Source organism: Hymenobacter glaciei, assembly GCF_039539585.1.
Lineage (GTDB): Bacteria > Bacteroidota > Bacteroidia > Cytophagales > Hymenobacteraceae > Hymenobacter > Hymenobacter glaciei.
Genome location: NZ_BAABDK010000010.1, coordinates 223,541 through 243,657 on the forward strand (window position 1 = coordinate 223,541; position 20,117 = coordinate 243,657).

A 20,117-nucleotide genomic window follows, 5' to 3' on the forward strand; every position below is an offset into this window, starting at 1 on the left:
AGAAAAGCTTTTTAACGCACCACTTCAACCCAGCCGCGGTAGGCGGCGGTTTTCCCGTTGGCGGGGCTCAACTGGTAATAGTATACCCCAGGGGCTGCCGCCGCTCCCCATTCGTTGGTGTATGCGCTTTGCTGAAACACGCGCTGGCCCCAGCGCGAATACACTTCCAGGGTCCAGTTGCCCGCCGGCAAACCCACTGGTTCGAAACGGTCGTTGCGCTTGTCGCCGTTGGCCGTAACGATGGTCGGAATCTGCAGGCAGGCGCGTACGGCGATGGTGCGGCTGGCCTGCTGCGAGCCGCAGGCCGTGCTCACCCGCAACGAGTAAGTGCCGGCCGTGCCCACCGGCAGGGTAGCGCCCGTCGAACCATCCGACCAGGCATAGGTGAGCCCAAGGCCGCGCGGCGCCTGCAACACCAGCACGGTGCCATCGCACAGGGTGGTGTCGCGGCCCAGCGAAACTACTGGGGCGGCCACCCCTGCCACCACGGCCTGCTGGGCGCTGGCCGTCTGCCCATCCGCGAAAAGAGCAGTGGCCGAGTAGGTGCCCGGCAGTCCGGTCGAAATGCTGCTGGTGGTGGCGCCGGTGTTCCACAGGTAGCTCACCGGCGTGGGCGTGCCGGCCGCGCTAAGCGTAATACCCGCCGCTGGCCCCGGGCAAATGGTGGCCGGCCCGCTGATGCGCAGGTCGGGCCGGGGCGAGGTGCCGCCGTTCAGGCGCACGCTGGCCGTTTGGGCCGTGATGTTGCTGGTGGCATAGTCCAGGTCGCCGTCGCCATCCACATCGGCCAGGGCAATGCCTTCGGGGGCTTTGCCCACCGGCACGGTGCTCGCCACCACAAAGCGGCCCGCGCCGGAATTCAGTAGAATGGTGGTGAAATCGGCCCCAGCCACACCGCGGTTGATGATGACCAGGTCGGGGTCACCGTCCGCGTCTAGGTCGCCGGCCACCAGGTTCAGAGGGGTGCTGCCAACCGGAACGTCGGGCAACGGCGATGATGCCGTGAATACTCCCTGCCCGTTGTTAAGGCGGGTAGTGATGGTGCCGCTGGTGCTGTTGGTTGTCACGATATCCAGGTCGGCATCGCCATCCACATCGGTTAGGGCGATGCCCGACGGGGAAAGGCCCACGGCCAACCCCAGCGTACTGGTAAATCCCCCGCGCCCGTTGTTGAAAGACAAGTAGACGCTGTTTGTGCCGTTGCTTGTTGTGACAAGGTCTAAGTCGCCGTCGTTATCCAGGTCGCCGGCGGCGATACGAAAACAGAGGTAGCCCACCGGCAGGTCGGTATAGCTGGGGCTGAATATACCGGTGCCGTGGTTGAATCGCACGCTGATGGTGCTGTTTCCCGCATTTGAGGTGAAGAAGTCCAGGTCGCCGTCGCCGTCCACGTCGCCCACGGCTAGGCTTGAGGCGTAGCTGCCCACGGCCACCGTGTCGTCGGGGGGCGTGATGAACCGGCCGGTGCCGTCGTTTTTTCGAATGCACACCAGACTGCCCAGCCCGCCATTGCCGATGCCCGAAGTAAGAATGTCCAGGTCGCCGTCGCTGTCCACATCGGCCAGCACGAGCCCAACCGGCGCATTGGTAACTACCACGTTGGGCAGCACCGCCGTGAAGTTGCCGGTGCCGTCGTTGGAGCGAATGCTGACGGTATTGTCGTTTGAGTTGGCCACCAGCAGGTCCAGGTCGCCGTCGCCATCCACGTCGCCAAACGCCAGCCCGGTGGGGTACTGCCCGGTAGTGGGCTCCGGGTTGCTGGCCGGTGCCGTGAAGCTGCCCCGGCCCTGGCCGCCCACGGCCGCCGTGAACTGAAATACCAGCGGTTGCGTCAGCGGGGCGGCCGTCGTTACAGTCGCCCGCAGCTGTTCGCCTGACAGGAAGGGAAACGCGCTTGGCGCGAAGCCGAGCACATTGCCCGCTACGGTGGCCGGCGTATTACCCCGGCTGCGCAGCCCGCCCCGCTGGGCCGAAAATACTTTGAGCGCATTGGCGGCCCCCGCCGCAAGCGGCTGGCCGAACGTGACGGTCACGGCACCGGTGCGGGCCGCCGCCCGGGCATTGGGCGCGGGGGAGATGGTCGGCTGGGCCACGGCGCTCAATACCGCCAGAAAACAGCCGGCGAAGAGACTGGTCCTCATGATAGAAATAGCTGCCATAGAATAATAACCGATGAAATCCGGCCGGCTAAATGGTGAGCGGAAATGGGCCGGCGGCCATTTGCCCGTTGCCATAAGCGCACCTGGCCGCGCCTTACTTATTCTGCGCGCCCTGCTCAATCCAGCACCGAATCAGGTCGCGCTCCTCCTGGGTAATCTGGGTTTTGTTGTTCTGGGGCATCGTTTTCGTGATGACTACACGCTGCATGATTTTATCCTTCAGGCGAATAATGTCCTCTGGCGTGTCGTAGACCACGCCGTTCGGCGGGGATTTGAACACGTCATCCGTCGGGTGCGACGAGTGGCACTGAATGCAGCGCTTCTGCACAATCAGGTTCACTTGGCTGATGCCGACTTCCTGGGTGCAGGAGCTGGCCCCGCCCACACCGCCCGACTGGGCCGGCGGGGCCGTGACGAACACCACGCCCAGCAGCAGGGCCACGGCGGCGGGCAGCACCCACACCGCCGTGTCGGTCTGGTGCTTTTCGCGCAGGTTCAGCCAGTGCTTTACGCCGGCGGTGCCCAGGGTGATGGCCGCCAGAATAGCCCACGGGTACGAGTGCCCGAAGGTGCTGGGGAAGTGGTTGCTGACCATCACAAACAGCACCGGTAGCGTGAAGTAGTTGTTGTGCAGCGAGCGTGCCAGGGCGTTTTTGCCCAGCTGCGGGTCGAGCGGGGTGCCTTCGGTAGCGGCTTTCACCATGGCCTTTTGGGCCGGGATGATGGTGAAGAAAACGTTGCCCACCATGAGCGTGCCCAGCATGGCCCCGAAGTGGATGTAAGCCGCCCGCGCGCTGAATACCTCCGCGTAGAAATAAGCAAATCCCGTGGCGATGATAAAGCCCACAACTTTGAACCAGGGGCTGCGCACAAATTCGGTGCGGCACAGCCCATCGTAAATCAGCCAGGCGGCAATGAACGAGCCCACACCAATGCCCACGCCCGCCATGGGCGAGATGTCGAGCACGCGCGGGTCAATCAGCATCGAGCTGGCGTTGAAGTAATACACCACGAACAGCAGGCTGAACCCCGACAGCCAGGTGAAATAGGCCTCGTACTTAAACCAGTGCAGGCTTTTGGGAATTGCCGGCGGGGCTGACTTATATTTCTCCAAGTAATAAAAGCCGCCGCCGTGCACCGCCCACAGGTTGCCGGCCAGCTCATCGCGCACGTTGTCGGTGCGGTTGAGGGCGTTTTCGAGAAACACGAAGTAGAACGAGGCGCCAATCCAGGCGATGCCGAAGGTGATGTGCATGAGGCGTACCACGATGTTGAGCCACTCCAGGATGTGGCCAGCCCAGGGCGAGTCGCGCGCCAGCACGTAGCCGATGCCCACGGCCGCCAGCACCGCCAGCAGTATCAGGGCATAGGAGTAGCCTTCCAGGGTGAAGCCGTTCTGGCCCACCGCGCCGCCGTTGGGCCGGGTTTTGGCCACGCGCTGCAAGGCGAAAATGACGCCCAGCAGCAGCAGAAACGTGAGCAGCAGGGCAAATAAGGTAATCGTTTGAATCATGGGGGTAAGCGGGTAATGGGGGATTCTAGGTAGAATGGGGAAAGGGTGGAGGTATTTCAGAACGTCATGCAGAGCGCAGCGAAGCATCTCGCGTGCGCAACGCAATCCAATCGACAGGATTAGTTGAAGCACGCAAGATGCTTCGTTGCGCTCTGCATGACGTTCTTTTCCCGGGACGTTGCCGCGCAGGCCGCATCAATTAATTAAACCGGGAAAAAGCCCCCAATTTAGCGCCAAATTCCCTTACTCATGTCAACTCTAGCTTTGCGCAGCCAGCGCGTGGTCACGCCCGAAGGCGAGCGCGCCGCCACCATTCTCATCGAAAACGGTCGTATCAGCGCCCTGCTGCCTTATGAGGCGGAAGTTGCGCCAACCACGGAAGTTATCGATGCCGGCCATCGCGCCATCCTACCCGGCGTTATCGACCCGCACGTCCACATCAACGAGCCCGGCCGCACCGACTGGGAGGGCTTCAATACTGCCACCCGTGCCGCACTGGCTGGCGGCCTCACCTCGCTGGTCGATATGCCGCTGAACTCCGCGCCGGTCACCACTTCGGTAGCCAATCTGGAATTAAAAAAGGCGGCCACGAAAGGTCAGCTGCACTGCAACGTGGGGTTCTGGGGTGGCGTGGTGCCGGGCAATGCCGACGAGATTGAGCCGCTGATTGCGGCCGGCGTGCTTGGCTTCAAGGCCTTTCTCACGCACTCCGGGATTGATGATTTCCCGAATGCGACGGAGGACGACTTGCGGCGGGTGATGCCCATGCTGGCCAAGCACCGGCTGCCGCTGCTGGTGCACTGCGAACTATCGGAAGACAACGACGACTGGAAGCAGAACGACCACCGCTCGTACCCGAACTACCTGGCCTCGCGTCCCAAAAAGTGGGAAGATGATGCTATCGCCATGATGATTCGCCTGTGCGAGGAGTTCAACTGCTGGGTGCACATCGTGCACTTGTCGTCGGCTGATTCCATCGCGCCCATTGCGGCGGCGAAAGCAAAGGGCCTGCCGCTGACCGTGGAAACCGGCCAGCATTACCTCTACTTCAACGCCGAGGACATTGCCGACGGCCAGACCCAGTTCAAATGCGCCCCGCCCATCCGTGAAAAGGCCAACAACGACCAACTGTGGGCCGCGCTGCAATCCGGCATCATCGACTTTGTGGCTACCGACCACTCCCCCGCGCCGCCCGACCTCAAGCAGCTTGAAAGCGGCGATTTCACCACCGCCTGGGGCGGCATTGCCTCGCTGCAACTGGCCCTGCCAGTGCTCTGGACGGCCGCCCGCCAGCGCGGGGCCGACCTCAGCGATATGGCCTGCTGGCTGAGCTCTAACCCCGCAAAACTTGCTGGCCAGGCCGGCAAAAAGGGTCAGATTGCAGTCGGCTTTGATGCCGATTTAATCGTATTCGACGCCGAGCAAACCTTCGTGGTGCGCGAGGAAATGATTCAGCACAAACACAAGGTGTCGCCTTACCTTTGGCAGGAATTGACGGGCGTGGTGGAATTAACTATTATGGCCGGCGAGCTGGTTTTCCAGCGTCCCGATTTCCTGCACCTCGACCACGGTACTTTCTTAACCCGCTAGCCGCTTATGGAGCACGACTATCCTTCCCGCGCCGAACACATTATGGCGCGCATTCACGAGCTGGCCGCCATCAGCGAGGATGCCGATGGCGTGACGCGCACCTTCGGAACGCCCGCGTTTTTGCAGGGCCGGGCGCTGGTGCAAAGCTGGTGCGAAGCCGCCGGCCTGGCCACCCGCCTCGACGGCATTGGCAACCTGCGCGCCCGCCTGGCCAGCGCCAGTCCGCAGGCCAAAACCTTCGTGCTGGCCTCGCACATCGACACGGTAGTTAATGCCGGCAAGTTCGACGGTCCGCTGGGCGTGCTCATGGGCCTCGACATACTCGAAAACCTGCACGAGCGGCAAGTAGCCCTGCCTTTCCACGTCGAGCTGATTGCCTTCAGCGACGAGGAAGGCGTACGTTTTCACTCAACTTACCTGGGCAGCACCGTAGTGGCCGGCACCTTCGACCACGGCTTGCTGACGCGCGCCGATGCCGGTGGCATCACCCTGGCTCGCGCCCTGGAGGTAATGGAGGCTGACGCAGCCCGCATCGCCGCCGACTCCATTCCGGCCGACGACTGGTTGGGGTATTTCGAGATGCATATTGAGCAAGGGCCGGTGCTCTGGGAACGCCAGATTCCGGTGGCCCTGGTTACGGCCATTGCGGGCCAGATGCGCGTTGAGCTGACGTTTACCGGCATGGCCGGCCACGCCGGCACCGTGCCGATGGACATGCGCCAGGATGCTCTCTGCGCCGCCGCCGAATTTATCCTCATCGCCGAGCAGTTTGCCCTGCAGCACGGGCGCGGGCTGGTGGCCACCGTGGGCAAGCTGGCCCTGAGCCACGCCGCCAGCAACGTCATCCCTGGCGAAGTGGTGTGCAGCCTCGACCTGCGTAGCCCCGATGCCGTGCAACTGGCTGATGCTTACGGGGCGCTGAAGAATTACACCGAAGCCCTGGCCGCCCAGCGCAATGTGGGCCTGGGCTGGAACCTGGTGCAGAAAACCGCGCCCGTGGCCTGTGCCGAGAGCCTGAACGCAACCCTGGCCGAAGCCATTGCCGATGCCGGCCACGAAGTGGTTTCGCTGGTGAGCGGTGCCGGCCACGACGCCGTGCCGATTTCGGCCGTAGCCCCGGCCACGATGATGTTCATTCGCTGCTACAAAGGCATCAGCCACAACCCGCTGGAGGACGTAGAACTGACCGATTTGACCGCCGCCATTGAAGTAGCCGACCGGTTTCTGGGGCGGCTGGCCGTGGATGTGGCCCGGCAGCAGGCCGAAGCAACCGACGGAAAGCGCAGCTAATTCCTTTGCCGCGGAGCAAGTACCGCTCAGAAGTGATAAATTGCCGCCCGCTTTGCCGGTTTATTACGCCGACTCGCAATAAGAGAACGTCATGCTGAGCTTGTCGAAGCATCTCTACCGCAGCAGTAAATGATTTACTCTCGCGGTAAAGATGCTTCGCTCAGCATGACGGTTTGTTTTTCTGATTTTTATTTGTCGCACTCCGAATCTTTGGGGTGATTGAGGAAGGTTTGCTGCATCCCGCTGCGCTCCATTCGCAACGACAATCCCAACTGATTCCCACCCAGAACATGGAAATGCCCGCCCTGACGCGCTCGGTTGTGAAGCGCAACCACGCCATCATCGCCCCCGACGGTTACATCAACAGCAACGTGCCCGGCTGGACCGGCTGCACCACCAACGTCATCATCAACGAGCAGATGGGGGCGCGCCTCTGCCAGACGCTCATCACCCTCACCGAAGCTGGCCAGGTGCAGGGCCAGACGGAAGCTTCGCAAATATTCTTTTACGTGGTGCAAGGCGGCTGCTCGGCCACCGTGGGCGGCGAAACCCGCGCGCTGAAAGTGGGAGAGTACGTGTACGTGCCGGTGGGCCAGAGCTATGATTTCAGCAAGCCGGAGGCCGGAACGCAGCTTTTAACTTTCCATAAAGTGTACGAGCCGCTGGTGGGGCACGCCACGCCGGGCACCTATTGGGGCGCGCGCGATTACAGCAAAGCGCCGGTGTACATGAACGACGAGGCCCTGCGCATCCAGGAACTGCTGCCGAACGTGCCGGGCTTCGACATGGCCGTGAACATCTTCACCTACGGCATCGGCGGCAACCTGCCGATGGTAGAAACCCACATCATGGAGCACGGCCTGATGTACCTCGAAGGCCAGGCCATCTACATGCTCGACCAGTGCTGGTACCCCGTCAAAAAAGGCGACTCCATCTGGATGGCGCCCTACTGCCAGCAGTGGGCCACGGCTATGGGCCAGGAGCCGTCGGTATACATCTACTACAAAAACGTGAACCGCTTCCCGACGGTGCTGTAGCGTGGACTCTGCGAGTCCGCGTATGAAAGAACGTCATGCCGAGCGCAGCCGAGGCATCTCGCGTGCCACAGTGATTCAATCGTAACAACAATGCGAGCGAGATGCCTCGGCTGCGCTCGGCATGACGGCCCCTAACGTTTCCAAATGACCCTGACCGAATTAAATAACCTCCCCAAAACTGCTCTCATCGAAGCCCTGCAAAAGTGCTGCGGCTCGACCGCCTGGGTGGAGCACATGGTCGCGCAGTTCCCCATTGCTGATGCCAAAGCATTGATGGACCAGGCGCAAACCCAGTGGAACAGCTTGCGCGAAGCTGACTGGCGCGAAGCCTTCACCCACCACCCCAAAATCGGCGGAGATGTGGAAGCGCTGCGCGCCAAATTCGCCAGCACCAGCACCTGGGCCGAAGGCGAGCAAGCCTCGGTAAAACAAGCTTCGCAAGCAACATTGGAGGCATTATCGGCTGGCAACGAGGACTACGAGCGCAAGTTCGGCTACATCTTCATTGTGTGCGCCACCGGCAAAACGGCCGACGAAATGCTGGCCCTGCTGCAAGCCCGTATGCCCAACAACCCCGCCGATGAAATCCTGATTGCCGCCGGCGAGCAGGATAAAATCACCCGCATTCGCCTCGAAAAACTCCTTGCCGCATGAGCCACATCACCACCCATATTCTCGACACTACCAAGGGCAAGCCGGCGGCCAATGTCAGCATCGCGCTGCTGGAGCAGGCCGGCGATAACTGGCAGGAAATCGCGCGCGGCAAAACCAACGCCGACGGCCGCATTCCGGACTTGTTACCCAAGGAAAAGACGGTAGCCCCCGGCGTGTACAAGATGAAATTCTACACCCAGGAATATTTCGCGCAGGACGCTACCGCCAATTTTTACCCCTTTGTGGAAATAGTGTTCAACGTGACCGGCAGCGAGCATTACCACGTACCGCTGCTGCTCAATCCGTTCGGCTATTCCACCTACCGCGGCTCCTGAACGAGGTAGCGCGAAGCTCCTGCTTCGCGTTTCGGCCACGCCATTACAACGTTTACCGTTCAACGATACGCGAAGCTGGAGCTTCGCGCTACATCTTAATTCCCACCATGAAACTCAGCCTACCCGAATCCGACAAAGCCGCCCTGCTCGACCAACTGGGCGCGGCCAACATCAAGTTCCAGCACACGTACCCCGGCGACCGGCCCGACCGCCAGCCCGTGCACACCGTGTACGGCGGCGCCAACCTCTTTAAAGCCGATACCTGCGTGAAGATGGGCGAAATTGCCCTTAATAACCTGCTCACCTACGCGCCCAATTTCGTCGAGCTGGCCCGCGCACTCCAGTTCAAAAACCACGAGCATCTGCCGCACCTCGAAGCCGACGTGGCCGCCCTCACCGCCAAGCTCGACGCCATGAGCCCCGAGGACCGCAAGCAGGAGCCCGCCTGGCTGGCCTACTCGGTGTATAACAAGATTGTGGCGAAGCTGAAGCGCGAGGCCGTGGAAGACTTCCGCGTCGATTTCGAAGACGGCTTTGGCAACCGGCCCGATGCCGAGGAGGACGAAACCGCCGTGCGCGCCGCCAAGGAAGTAGCCAAAGGCATGAGCCAGGGCACGCTGTCGCCGTTTATTGGCATTCGCATCAAGCCCTTCACCGAGGATTTGAAGCAGCGCGGCGTGCGTACACTCGACATCTTCCTGACTGCCCTGCTGGCCGAAACCGGCGGCAAGCTGCCCAACAATTTCGTGGTGATGCTGCCCAAAGTGACCATCCCGGAGCAAATGACCACCATGGTGCGCCTGTTTGAGCTGCTGGAGCAGGCGAATAGCCTGCAAGCGGGCACCCTCAAAATGGAGACGATGGTGGAGGCCACCCAGATTATCATGGACGAGGAGGGGCGCAACCCGCTCATGCGCATCATCCGGGCCAGCGAGGGGCGCTGCGTGGCGGCCCATTTCGGCACCTACGACTACACGGCGAGCTGCGGTATCACGGCCAAGTATCAGACCATGGGCCACCCCGTGAACGACTTCGCCCACCACATGACCAAAGTGGCTCTCGGCGGCACCGGTATTTTCCTTTCGGATGGCGCGACCAACGTGATGCCCATTGGCCCGCACCGCGGCGACAAACTGACGTTTGCTCAACTGCGCGAAAATCGCGAGTCGGTGCACAACGCCTGGCGCCAGGCCTATCACCACAGCACGCACTCGCTCATCAACGGCTTCTACCAGGGCTGGGACCTGAACCCCGCGCAGCTGCCGATGCGCTACGCTGCCACCTACAACTTCTTCCTCAGCAGCTACGACGACGCGGTTTTCCGCCTAAAAACTTTCGTGGAGCGCGCCGCCATTTCCACCCTCACCGGCGACATTTTCGACGATGCCGCTACCGGCCAGGGCCTGCTCAATTTCTTCCTCAAAGCCCTGAACTGCGGCGCGATTTCAGAGGAGGAAATCCTCGCCACCGGCCTCACGCTGGAAGAGGTGCAGACCCGCTCGTTCTTCCGCATTCTGGAAGGCCGCCGCGCGAAGGCTGCGAAATAGTCAGTATTGCTGGTGGGCTGCTGAAGAGGCAACGTACCAGCTGCGATTTTAATAAGGAGCCCATTGCGTTCAGCAATGGGCTCTTTTGTTCCTGCCAGGTGCTGTTGTGTCGAAGTCATGTGCCGGGCCGCTGCTTACCTGCCGCCTTTCCCGAAGAGTTGGCAAAAAGGCCGCTGTCAGCAGCTGGCCGTAACTTGCGCTCGCTAAGACGTTGCCTTATGAGGATTTTTTTTCTGAGCCTCACCCTGTGTCTGCTTCTGCCAGGCGCTCGGGTGGTGGCGCAAGCGCCGCAGCCCGGCCCGGTGTTGGCCAACATGCCCATTCCGGCTCATCCCCGGCTTTTGCTGCTGAAGGGCGAAGAAGAGCTGATTCGGCAGCATCTGGAGCAGCAATTGCCGCTGCGCTCAACCCATCAGGCCATTCTTGCTGAATGCGACAAGCTGATTACTGAGCCCTGCCTGCAGCGTGTCCTCACCGGCCGCCGCCTGCTAAGCGTGGCGCGCGAGTGCCTGCGCCGCGAGTTTTACCTGAGCTACGCGTGGCGCATCACGGGCCAGGCGAAGTACCGGGTACGGGCCGAACAGGAGCTGTTGGCCGTTGCGGCCTTTTCCGACTGGAACCCCTCGCACTTTCTGGACGTGGCTGAACTGACTATGGGGGTCGCGCTGGGCTACGACTGGCTCTACGCGGAGCTGCCGGAGGCCTCCCGGCGGATTATCCGCAATGCTCTGGTGCAAAAGGGCCTGCAGCCCTCGTTCGATGCGAAGCACAACGACTGGCTGCAAAAAAGCAACAACTGGAACCAGGTGTGCAACGCCGGGATGGTTTTCGGCGCGCTGGCGATTTACGAAGACCAGCCCACGCTGGCCAGTGCCGTACTCAACCGCGCTATTCATACCGTGCCACTGGCTATGCAGGCCTATGCCCCAGATGGCGCCTACCCCGAAGGCTATGGCTACTGGGCCTATGGCACCAGCTACAACGTGCTACTGATAAATGCCTTGGAAAAATGCTTCGGGCGCGATTTTGGCCTGGCTACCCAGCCAGGGTTTTTAAAAACGGCCGACTATTTCCTGCACATGGCCGGCCCTTCGGGCCAGCCGTTCAATTATTCCGACTGCGAGCCCACGAGTACCCTGCAACCCGCCATGTACTGGTTTGCAGCCCGGCTGCACCGCCCCGAGTTGCTGTGGCACGAACAAGCGTGGCTACGGGCCGCCAGCCCCAGCCAGTTTGCGCACAACCCGCTGCTGCCCACGCTGCTGCTGTGGAGCAGCTCCCTTAGTGGGGCTGCAGTAAAGCCACCCGGTGCCACCACTTGGGTCGGCCGGGGCCCTAATCCCGTAGCCCTGCTGCGCACTTCCTGGACGGCTCCCGGCGCCATCTTCCTGGGGCTGAAAGCCGGCTCGCCCAGCGTGAACCACGGCCACATGGACGTGGGCTCTTTCGTTTTTGAAGCCGATGGGGTACGCTGGGGCCTCGATTTGGGCGTGCAGTCGTACGAAAGCCTCGAATCGAAGGGCGTCCAAATCTGGGGAGCGCAGCGTTGGAGCGTGTTTCGCTACTCCACCCCGGCCCATAGTACGCTCGTCCTCAACAACCAGCCCCAGGCGGTGCAGGGTTATGCACCGCTTATCAGCTATTCGGACCAACCAGGGTTCCTGAGCGCCATCGCCGACTTACGCCAGCTGTATCCCCCGCTACGGGTGGCGCAGCGCGGGGTCGCCATCGTCGACCAGCGCTACGCAATAGTGCGCGATGAGCTGGCCACGACGGCCGCCGCTGCTACCGTGCGCTGGGCCATGCTCACAGCGGCCACCGTGAAGCTGCGCAGTGCGCAGGAAGCCGAACTCCGCCAGGATGGCAAAACCCTGCGCTTGATTGTGCAGGCGCCGGCAACCATCACCTTGAAAACCTGGTCGACTGCTCCACCGGCAGCTTATGATGCCCCAAACCCTGGCACCACGCTGGTAGGCTTCGAGGTAGTACTGCCGCCCGCCACCCGCAGCGGACTCACCGTGCTGCTGCTGCCCGGGAGTGCGGGTGCTCCTCCTACCGGCCCACTCCCAACCTTGGCCGAATGGCCCCGGCGGGCAGTTGGGGCAACCCGTCGGTAGCGCTCCTCGACGGGCAGCCAGTTGAGGACAACGGTGGGTATGCTGGGCTAGCGGAATGCGTCAAACTCCTTTCCAAACCGTCACTTTTTGAGGGGGCGGGAAGCGCACGCGTTACGATACTGCCACAATTTGGTTGCAAAAGACGCGTTGCGATAAAAACATTATGCGATTATAACTATACAAAATCCAACTCTTCATTTATGTTAATTAACAGGTGTTTACGCGAGGGATTGCCGGGCAATTGTTGAAATAAAAACTATTTCAGTTCGCCAAAATCATGGTTTCATCAGCGCTGTTGGCAAATAAACCTTCTATTTAAACGCGGATTAGTTAAATTGTTCTTGGTCCTGAGCCTCTAGTATATTAGTTTTGTGGTGTCATTTATTAGCGAAAAATTTATAAAGTCTACTTGTAATGCAGCAACTCTACTTTCTGCTTTCACCTTCATCTGCAGTTTCGGACCCCATTATTCACTCACGCACATTCACCGCCGTTCAGTCGCAAAGAACTAAGCCTGCGCTTCCTGCAAAGCGGGTATTTGACTTTGTATTTGCCTTATTGGTAATATCATTTGTATTCAGCTGGCTCTTCCCAATTATAGCCTTGCTAATTAAGCTGAGCTCAGATGGGCCGGTGTTTTTCAAGCAGTTGCGGACTGGTAAGGATGGCAAGCCATTCTGGTGCCTGAAGTTTCGTAGCATGCGGGTTAATGCCGATTCGGACAAGCTGCAGGCGAAAAAAGGCGATGCCCGGGTGACGAAAGTTGGCAACTTCCTGCGGAAGTCAAGCCTCGATGAGCTGCCCCAGTTCCTGAACGTACTCAAGGGCGAGATGTCGGTGGTGGGCCCGCGTCCGCACATGCTGCATCACACGGAGGTTTACTCGCAAACGATTGGCAATTTCATGGACCGGCACGCGGTAATGCCCGGCATCACCGGGTTGGCTCAGGTTTCGGGCCACCGTGGCGAGATTAAAGAAATGGATGCAATGGTGAAGCGGGTAGAAGCCGACATAGAGTACATCAAGAAGCAGTCGTTGCAGCTCGATGTGAAGATTGTGCTCAAAACCGTGCGTCAGGCCTGCTTCGGGCACGAAAACGCTTATTAAGCGAAGTTTCTCCTCCGCAGCTTGGAGCTACCAGCTGGCGCGCCGCCCAACGGTGCGCTAAGCCGGCACCTACAGCTTCCAGTAGCCGGGCCGCAGGCTTTTGCTGGTGCCGGTTGCAACACACCCAATTGCCTTACAGGTGGGAGCGGCAGCGCTTCCAGTTCCCATGAATACCGCACTCCGCAACACGCTCGACAAACTGGGCCTCATGCCCCTTTTGTACGCCGTAAGCCCGGTGCTTACCGTGCTGAATTATAAAGAATTTCGCGCATTAAAGCAGGCTACTGCCCAGTTGCCGTTGGGCCCCTTGCTGCAGCGTCAGCCCCGCTTTTACCACAAGTACCTCTCGCCTTATGCCTCCGTTAGCTTCGGGCGCAAAACGCGGCTAGCCGTCATTGCCAACCACTATCAGTTCCTGAAGGAGCAGGCCAACGCGGCTTTTTTTCCGGCGCTCGCCCAGGAAATCGTGCTGTGGCGCGATTGTGTCGATTCGGAGGAATTCTCCATTTCGCTGTCTTTCCCCATTCACGTCGATTACGAAGCCGAGCTGTCGCTGCATTTCTCGATGAATGGCACCATCATACAGGTGGTTTCCTTCGTGATTGCGCCCGGAGCGGCGGTAGGTGCTACTGCGCCGCAGGTCATGCTGTTCACGCAGGTACAGGGCCTGGCAAATGCCGAGCAAATCAGGCGCGCCACCAAGCTCCTGTATGAGAGCACGCCGGCTACCTTGTTGGTTCAGGCTGCGTATGGCCTGGCCCTTGCCTGGGGCATTGAGTGCGCTGGGGGCGTGAGCACGGAAGGCAAAGCTGGAAAGTGGGTGTACCGCTGGTTCGACTACGACGCGTTCTGGCAGGAGTTCAAAGGGGAAGTTGGTAGCAACGACTGCATCTACCTGCTGCCGGTACCACCGCCCGACCGCCCCATTGAGGAAATTCGGCGCAACCACCGCAACCGCACCCTGCGCAAGCGCAAGTACAAGCGGGAGCTGCGCGAGCAGGTGGCCCAGTACTGGCTAGCAACATTTGCTGCCCCCAACGCCGCGAAGCCTCTTATCAGCCTGCATTCGCCGGCCGAGGATGCGGAGCTGGAAGTGAGCAGTGCGCTTATTGCAACGGACCTGGCTGAGGCTGCACTTTAAACCAAGCCGAAGTGAGGACAAGGCTGAATACCGGGGCGGCAAAGCAGGTAATTATCTGGTCCCAGATGTCGCCCAGGCTGGCAAACAGCAGAAACTTGATACCCACAATCAGGACGGCTACGGCAGCCAGCAGCAACCAGTAGTTGCCTTGGGCACGGGCCGGCAACGGGTCGCTTACGGGCTGTTGCGGTAGCCCGCGCACCAACCACAGCAGGTAGCCCATCCCGGCCAGCGAGCTGATTGCGTTCAGCACTACAAAGCCCTGGAAGTGCACCCCATTCAACGAAAAGGGCATTTTCAAAAATGGGAACCACGAGGCAAACGGACTTTTCCAGTGGGTAAAGTTGTCCCAGAGCAGGTGCGAAACGCCGCCCAACACCACCGAAAACACAACTGCCGGGTAGTAGCGCCGGAAGTGCTGCGGCCAATCGAAACGACCAAAGCGGGTGAACCGGGTTCGGAGGGCCGTTGGCAGATGGCGCGTCAGCTCATCGCGGACCAGCAGGTGAAAAACGAACGTGAGGCCTATTCCTACCGGTAAAGTGAAATACAGAATGCTGAGCCAGGTGTGGCTATAGGCATTGCAGGCCCGCATTTTGGCAAACTTTTCAAAGTCGGGGGCCACGCTGCCCGCCACCAGGCCAGTGAGCGAAACCCAGCGGTGGGACAGCCGCCGCAAGGGCAGCACGCAGGCCGGATGAAACAGGGTGAAAGGCATACGAAAAGATACTAGGACCTTGCCAGTGCGCGGAGCTGGCCTACCGGACGGTGCCGGCGGCCTCGGCAATAGCGGCCTGGTATAGCTGCGCCAGCTGCTCGTTGATGGTTCGCAGGTTGAAAGAGTTGCTAACGCAGGCAATGTTGCACGCGCCAATGCGCGCCGCCAGGGTGGGGTTGCTACTCACCTGCAGAATGGAGCTGCTGAGGGCGGGCACGTCGCCCGGCGTAATCAGGAAGCCGTTGGTGCCGGACTTTACCAGGTCGGGAATGCCGCCCACGGTGGTACTGATGATGACCTTGCCGGCCGCCATGGCTTCGAGAATGGCCATGGGTAGGTTTTCGTTATGGGAAGGCAGCACCATGGTGCTCACCTGCTTGAGCAGCTCCATCTTGCCCTGGCTGTCAATCCAGCCCAGTACCTGCACCTGCTCCTGTAACTGCTTGGCGTCAATGAGGGCCTGCACCTCGGCCAACTCGCCGTCGCCGGCCAGCAAGAAGCGCAGGTGGCGCTGCTGGTGCTGGTTCACGAGTTGGTCAATGGCCTCGAGCAGGTCGTATACGCCTTTGCGCACCCCCAGGCGGCCCAGAAACAAAAAGTGGGAAGTATCGACCATGGGCGTGCGGCACTCCTCGAAACGGTCGACGTGCACGCCGTTGTGCAGCACTTCGACCCGGTTCTGCACAATGTGCTGGGTGAAAAACTGCCGCCAGGTTTCGGAAAGCACCAGCGTGCGCGCGCACTGGGCAAACACCCACCGGATGTAGGCGCGCAACGGGGCCGCCGAGCCGGTGTAGAACGAGTTGAAGTTGGAGCCGTGAACGTGCAGGAAAGCGGGCTTGCCCCGGAGCCGGGCGGCCCATACAAACAGGCTTTTGCGGTAAAAGCTGGCTGCCGATGCCACGTGAATGTGCACGGCATCGACCTGGGACGTGGTAAAAAAGGCCCAGAGTGCCCGCACAACGAAGAGCAACTTCTCGAACTTGCTGCCCTCGACGTGCGAAACAATGTGCTGGAACTGCACGGTGGGCAGGTCGGCGTGGAGCTGGTCGTTGATAACCGTGGCCATTCCGCCTTTGGTGCGCTCAACGCTGGGGCCAATAACTACGACCCGGAGGGGAGCGGTGCGGGAAGCAGCAGGGGATGCGGAAATTGCCAAGTGTCAGCTGACTGTAAAGGAGTAATTGATTGTAGCGGGTGGCGTGCGGCAGGGGTGCCTGGTCAGGCACGGCCAATGCTTAGCGGGAGCGGGGGTAAAGCCGCAGGTAGCTCTCCGCCGTGGATTTTATAGAGAACCGTTGCTCCGCCAGCTCATACGAGCGGGCGATTGGAGTTGCCAGCTGCCCTTCGCGGTACAGCGCAAATACTTCGCGCAGTCGGTCGGCCAAATGTTCGGGATTGCCGGGCGTAAAGAGAAAGCCCGTTGGCAGGCCCTGCATAATTTCGGCGGGCCCTTCCAGATTGGAGGCTACCGTGGGTAAGCCGGCCGCAATGCCCTCCAGCACGGTCAAGCCAAACCCTTCTGAGTAGGAGGGCTGTAGCAACACATCGAACGTGTGCAGGTGCTGCATTATCCAGCCCCGGTCCTGTACGCCCAAAAAATGCACCTGGCTGGCTACGCCCAACTCCTGGGCCAACTCCTGCAGGAACACCAGCGACGGCCCCTCGCCCACCAGGCTAAGCGTTACGTGGGCATAGCGTGGGTCGCGCACCAGCGCGGCCAGGGCCCGAATAGCTACGTCCTGGCCCTTCTCGGTATGCAGCAGCCGGCTGATTTGCAGTAGCCGGAATTCGTCCTGGTAGCCGTCGTAAGTAGTTTTAGGTGCGAAGGCGGTGAAGTCGATGCCGTTGAGCACCACCACGGAGCCGGGATTACCCCGTTGCGTCAGGTCTTCTTCTACGGCCTTGGAAATGGCGAAAATCTGTCGGTACAACCTCAGGTAGGTAGTGGGCTCGGCTACGTTGTGCACGGTCAGCACCGTCCGGTTTTTCCAGGGGCGCACCAGCTTCATCATGTCATCGTTGTGGCAGTGCAGCACCGTGGGTCGTAGCGATACCAGCAGTTGCCAGCACCGCAGAATGGGCAGCACGTTCCATTTGTTGCCCACTTCCCGGTCCAGGCAAGTCACGCGTACCCGCGGGTCGATGCGCCGGATAAGGGCCGGGCTGTACACCCGGTTCACAACAATTACGTCGACGCGGGCGTGCTGCACCTGCTGGTTGACAATATCAACCAACAGGTTTTCGGCACCCCCGACGCCCAGCGAAAAAATAAGATGTACAACGTTCATAAATGAAATTTCCCTTCCAATGCTCTGGTAAGCAGAAGCATATTGGTGACGGGCTACAGCACAAACCGATACCGGTCGGATGGCACAGAAAAGATGATGGCGAACAGGGAAAGCGCGGTTGTGCTCACTGCCAGGGAGTTGTTAGTGGCCGCTGCTAACAGAAAAAGGCCCACCATTGCAAAGGCGTAAAACCAGTTGCGCACTCCACTGGAAAGCGACAGAAAAAAGAACAGCCCAATCGTGAGCAGACTCGTGAAAACCAGCCCGTATTTCAGGAGCCAGACGATGATGAAGTTCTCGATGATTTTAACATCGTAAATGTCCTGCAGGTAATCGATGCGGGGCTGCGGGCGGGCCCACATGTAGCTGAAGGGCTTGCTGAATTCCAGTAGTTTGAAGGCTTCGAGGCGCGCACCAGCGCTGTCGTCGTCGTAGAAGGAAGCGTCAATCAGGCGCTCGCCAAACGAGGTGAACAGAATCAGGTAGGCCATCATCAGCACCGACACAATCAGGATGACGACCACCGCCAGCTTGCTGGACTGGACGAAATAGGGCTTGCTCGAGGTGAACAGCGGGTAGATGTAGAGCACGACCACGGCCACCACCGCCACGTAGAGACTGCCCCTGGCGCCAAAGCAAATAAGGGCCGTGAGCAGAATGAGCAGGTACACCCACTTCCGGAGCGTGGGCAGGTCAATCAGCAGGACGAAGATGACGAAGACGAACGTAATCAGGGCATTGTTCAGCGGGTGGCCCAGTAGCGCCGAGGAGCGGAAAATGTCGTGAAATAGTCCTTCTTCAAAAGGAAAGAAGTTCTGCGAAAACAACCGCTCCACAATGGCCATCAGCGAGTTCACCAGAATAAGCACCAGCGCGTAGTGCGGCGCCTTGGCCGCAATGTCGGACGGCAGCGACCGGATGTACGAAACCACCAGAATGGGCAGCAGCAGCGAATCGTAGATGTAGGCCACGTTGCTGGCCGTATTGGTGAGCACCAGGTAAATGAGCAGGGTCAGCAGCACCAGAAAGTAGTAGCGTGCCGGCTTGCTCAGGAAAAGATTCCGGAAAATGCTGTAATCAAACTGCAGCACATTCGCCACCACCAGCAACGTGACCAGATAGGCCAGCGGATGCAGCTTGGTGAAGGTATTGGTGGCATTGACGCCCATTACGTAGCCAAACTTCTCGAGCATCTCCATGCCCATAAAGCAGACGATGATGAGCAAGAACAATAGCGTCTTTTGCAGGCCCCGCATGCTGATGATGCCGGCTCCGGCTCCCGGATTTGGCAGTGCGTAAGGTCCCATCAGGTGGTTTGCAGCACCAGCGCCTGTGGCTGCTCGCGCAGGCGGTAGTGCCGGTAGTAAAGGGTGAAAGCAATAGCTAGGCTGCTGAGGCAGATGCCCGATATGGAAACCCCACGGGCACCCCACGCGCGCGACAGCAGGTAGCCAACACCGAGGTGGGCTGCGCCAATGCTTACGCCGATGAGCATGGCCACATTGGTCTTCTTGTAAAACTGGTACACTTGGTCGTAGTAATGCACCTTGTAGTTGAACATGAACGTGCTCAGAATCACCCAGGGAAACAGGACGGCTACTTTAGCGCCTTTGATGCTGCCGAAAAACAGCTCACATAGCTGCTCGCTGAACAGGTAAGAGAAGAGCAGCAAGGGCCCGCTCACCAGCAGGATGATGCGCCCGTTCTTGCGGTAAATGGCCAAGGCACCCTCGCTGTCGCCGGCGTTAAACTTCTTCATAATTTCCGGGTACGTCGGCAGCGTCAGAATCAGGAAAAAGGAGCTGATGGCGAGGTTGGACAGCGAGAAGGCCGCGGAATAAGTGCCCAGGGCCACCGCGCCCACGTTGTGTTGCACGATGAACCGGTCGATGCGCACAAACATGCTGAGTGCTACATACGAAACAACGAGCGGTAGGCCATACTTCAGAAACTCCTGATAGATAGACCAGGGGTGCGTGCGGCGCAGCTGCACCAGCACTACGCGGAAGTGGCGTAACAGCAGCAGCGCCTCGAACAGCAGCAGGCCGCTGACCTGAATCAGCAGCAGTTCGTTGATGGAGGTGTGCCGGCGCAGCAGCAGCACCAGCACGGCCGGCAGGTAGTAGCAGGCGTTGGCCAGCACCGTTACCTTGGTGTAGGGCTTCAGGTCGGTGAAGTAGATGCGGTGGCAGTCCTGCATGAAATTGCCCACGCCCCGGCTTACCACACCCAGCAGAATGGCTTCGAGGTAGAGGAGGTCGACGCCGCCAAATACCAGGCTGTAGCCTACCATCACCACGCCAGCGGCCAGGAGCAGCGCCGTAATGCTGGCGTTGAAATGCAGGCCCACGCCAATCGACGAAAACTTGTCCTCCGGCCGGTTAAACCGCATGACGCACATGTTCACCCACATGTACAGAATACCCTGCAAAAACTCGATGCTCACCAAAGCCAGCGAGAGCCGCCCGTAGTTTTCCAACGACAGCAGACGGGTGAAAGCAACCAGGCTTATCAGGTTGATAACCGCCGGCAGCACAAAGGCCGGCGACGACTTAATAATCTTCAACACGTTCATAATGACCCGATAATGAAAGCGTATTATATAAGAATCTAAAAGG

The 20,117-nt window shown here is 59.9% G+C and carries 16 protein-coding genes; 9 read left to right on the forward strand and 7 right to left on the reverse strand.

The features are described from left to right. Positions 1-11: 11 nt before the first annotated feature. Both ABD837_RS05755 and ABD837_RS05760 read right to left on the reverse strand, forming a co-directional pair. Positions 12-2,141: an FG-GAP-like repeat-containing protein gene (locus ABD837_RS05755; protein ID WP_345051432.1), complete on the reverse strand. Its 2,130-nt coding sequence runs from the start codon at positions 2,139-2,141 to the stop codon at positions 12-14. A gap of 112 nt (positions 2,142-2,253) precedes the next feature. After that, the gene (locus ABD837_RS05760; RefSeq protein WP_345051436.1) at positions 2,254-3,672 is read right to left on the reverse strand and encodes a urate hydroxylase PuuD; all 1,419 of its coding nucleotides are present in this window, start codon (positions 3,670-3,672) and stop codon (positions 2,254-2,256) included. A 249-nt stretch (positions 3,673-3,921) separates the two neighbouring features. On the opposite strand from ABD837_RS05760, the gene allB reads away from it, so the two are divergent. From allB to ABD837_RS05805, 9 genes are all read left to right on the forward strand, one after another. Next, positions 3,922-5,262, forward strand: coding sequence for an allantoinase AllB (allB, locus tag ABD837_RS05765; protein WP_345051439.1), 1,341 nt, complete (start codon positions 3,922-3,924; stop codon positions 5,260-5,262). A gap of 6 nt (positions 5,263-5,268) precedes the next feature. Beyond that, on the forward strand, positions 5,269-6,552 hold the full coding sequence (locus tag ABD837_RS05770) for a Zn-dependent hydrolase (protein ID WP_345051442.1): 1,284 nt from the start codon (positions 5,269-5,271) through the stop codon (positions 6,550-6,552). Positions 6,553-6,842: 290 nt separating this feature from the next. Beyond that, a complete protein-coding gene (gene allE, locus ABD837_RS05775; RefSeq protein ID WP_345051445.1) occupies positions 6,843-7,589 on the forward strand; it encodes a (S)-ureidoglycine aminohydrolase in 747 nt (248 codons plus the stop codon). 144 nt (positions 7,590-7,733) lie between these two features. Further along, a complete protein-coding gene (gene uraD / locus ABD837_RS05780) occupies positions 7,734-8,243 on the forward strand; it encodes a 2-oxo-4-hydroxy-4-carboxy-5-ureidoimidazoline decarboxylase (protein ID WP_345051449.1) in 510 nt (169 codons plus the stop codon). Continuing rightward, complete coding sequence (gene uraH, locus ABD837_RS05785) at positions 8,240-8,578, forward strand: hydroxyisourate hydrolase (protein WP_345051452.1); 339 nt, start codon at positions 8,240-8,242, stop codon at positions 8,576-8,578. Before uraD ends, uraH begins: the two co-directional genes overlap by 4 nt. A 107-nt stretch (positions 8,579-8,685) precedes the next feature. Further along, on the forward strand, positions 8,686-10,125 hold the full coding sequence (locus ABD837_RS05790; protein WP_345051454.1) for a DUF6986 family protein: 1,440 nt from the start codon (positions 8,686-8,688) through the stop codon (positions 10,123-10,125). 218 nt (positions 10,126-10,343) lie between these two features. Next, complete coding sequence (locus ABD837_RS05795) at positions 10,344-12,242, forward strand: heparinase II/III domain-containing protein (RefSeq protein ID WP_345051457.1); 1,899 nt, start codon at positions 10,344-10,346, stop codon at positions 12,240-12,242. A 414-nt stretch (positions 12,243-12,656) separates the two neighbouring features. Continuing rightward, on the forward strand, positions 12,657-13,349 hold the full coding sequence (locus ABD837_RS05800; protein ID WP_345051458.1) for a sugar transferase: 693 nt from the start codon (positions 12,657-12,659) through the stop codon (positions 13,347-13,349). 166 nt (positions 13,350-13,515) lie between these two features. Beyond that, complete coding sequence (locus tag ABD837_RS05805) at positions 13,516-14,490, forward strand: DUF535 family protein (protein ID WP_345051460.1); 975 nt, start codon at positions 13,516-13,518, stop codon at positions 14,488-14,490. Here ABD837_RS05805 and ABD837_RS05810 read toward each other — a convergent pair. The 5 genes from ABD837_RS05810 to ABD837_RS05830 form a co-directional block, all read right to left on the reverse strand. Then, on the reverse strand, positions 14,456-15,208 hold the full coding sequence (locus ABD837_RS05810) for a DUF4184 family protein (protein WP_345051462.1): 753 nt from the start codon (positions 15,206-15,208) through the stop codon (positions 14,456-14,458). The two genes, ABD837_RS05805 and ABD837_RS05810, sit on opposite strands and share 35 nt — an antisense overlap. 40 nt (positions 15,209-15,248) lie before the next feature. Continuing rightward, on the reverse strand, positions 15,249-16,367 hold the full coding sequence (locus ABD837_RS05815) for a glycosyltransferase family 4 protein (RefSeq protein ID WP_345051464.1): 1,119 nt from the start codon (positions 16,365-16,367) through the stop codon (positions 15,249-15,251). A 79-nt stretch (positions 16,368-16,446) separates the two neighbouring features. Next, a complete protein-coding gene (locus ABD837_RS05820; protein ID WP_345051467.1) occupies positions 16,447-17,499 on the reverse strand; it encodes a glycosyltransferase family 4 protein in 1,053 nt (350 codons plus the stop codon). Between the two features lie 53 nt (positions 17,500-17,552). After that, entirely contained in the window at positions 17,553-18,806 is a 1,254-nt protein-coding gene (locus ABD837_RS05825; protein ID WP_345051469.1) for a VpsF family polysaccharide biosynthesis protein, read from the reverse strand. Then, the gene (locus ABD837_RS05830; protein ID WP_345051472.1) at positions 18,806-20,074 is read right to left on the reverse strand and encodes a lipopolysaccharide biosynthesis protein; all 1,269 of its coding nucleotides are present in this window, start codon (positions 20,072-20,074) and stop codon (positions 18,806-18,808) included. The genes ABD837_RS05825 and ABD837_RS05830 overlap by 1 nt, the downstream gene beginning before the upstream one ends. Positions 20,075-20,117 lie beyond the last annotated feature (43 nt).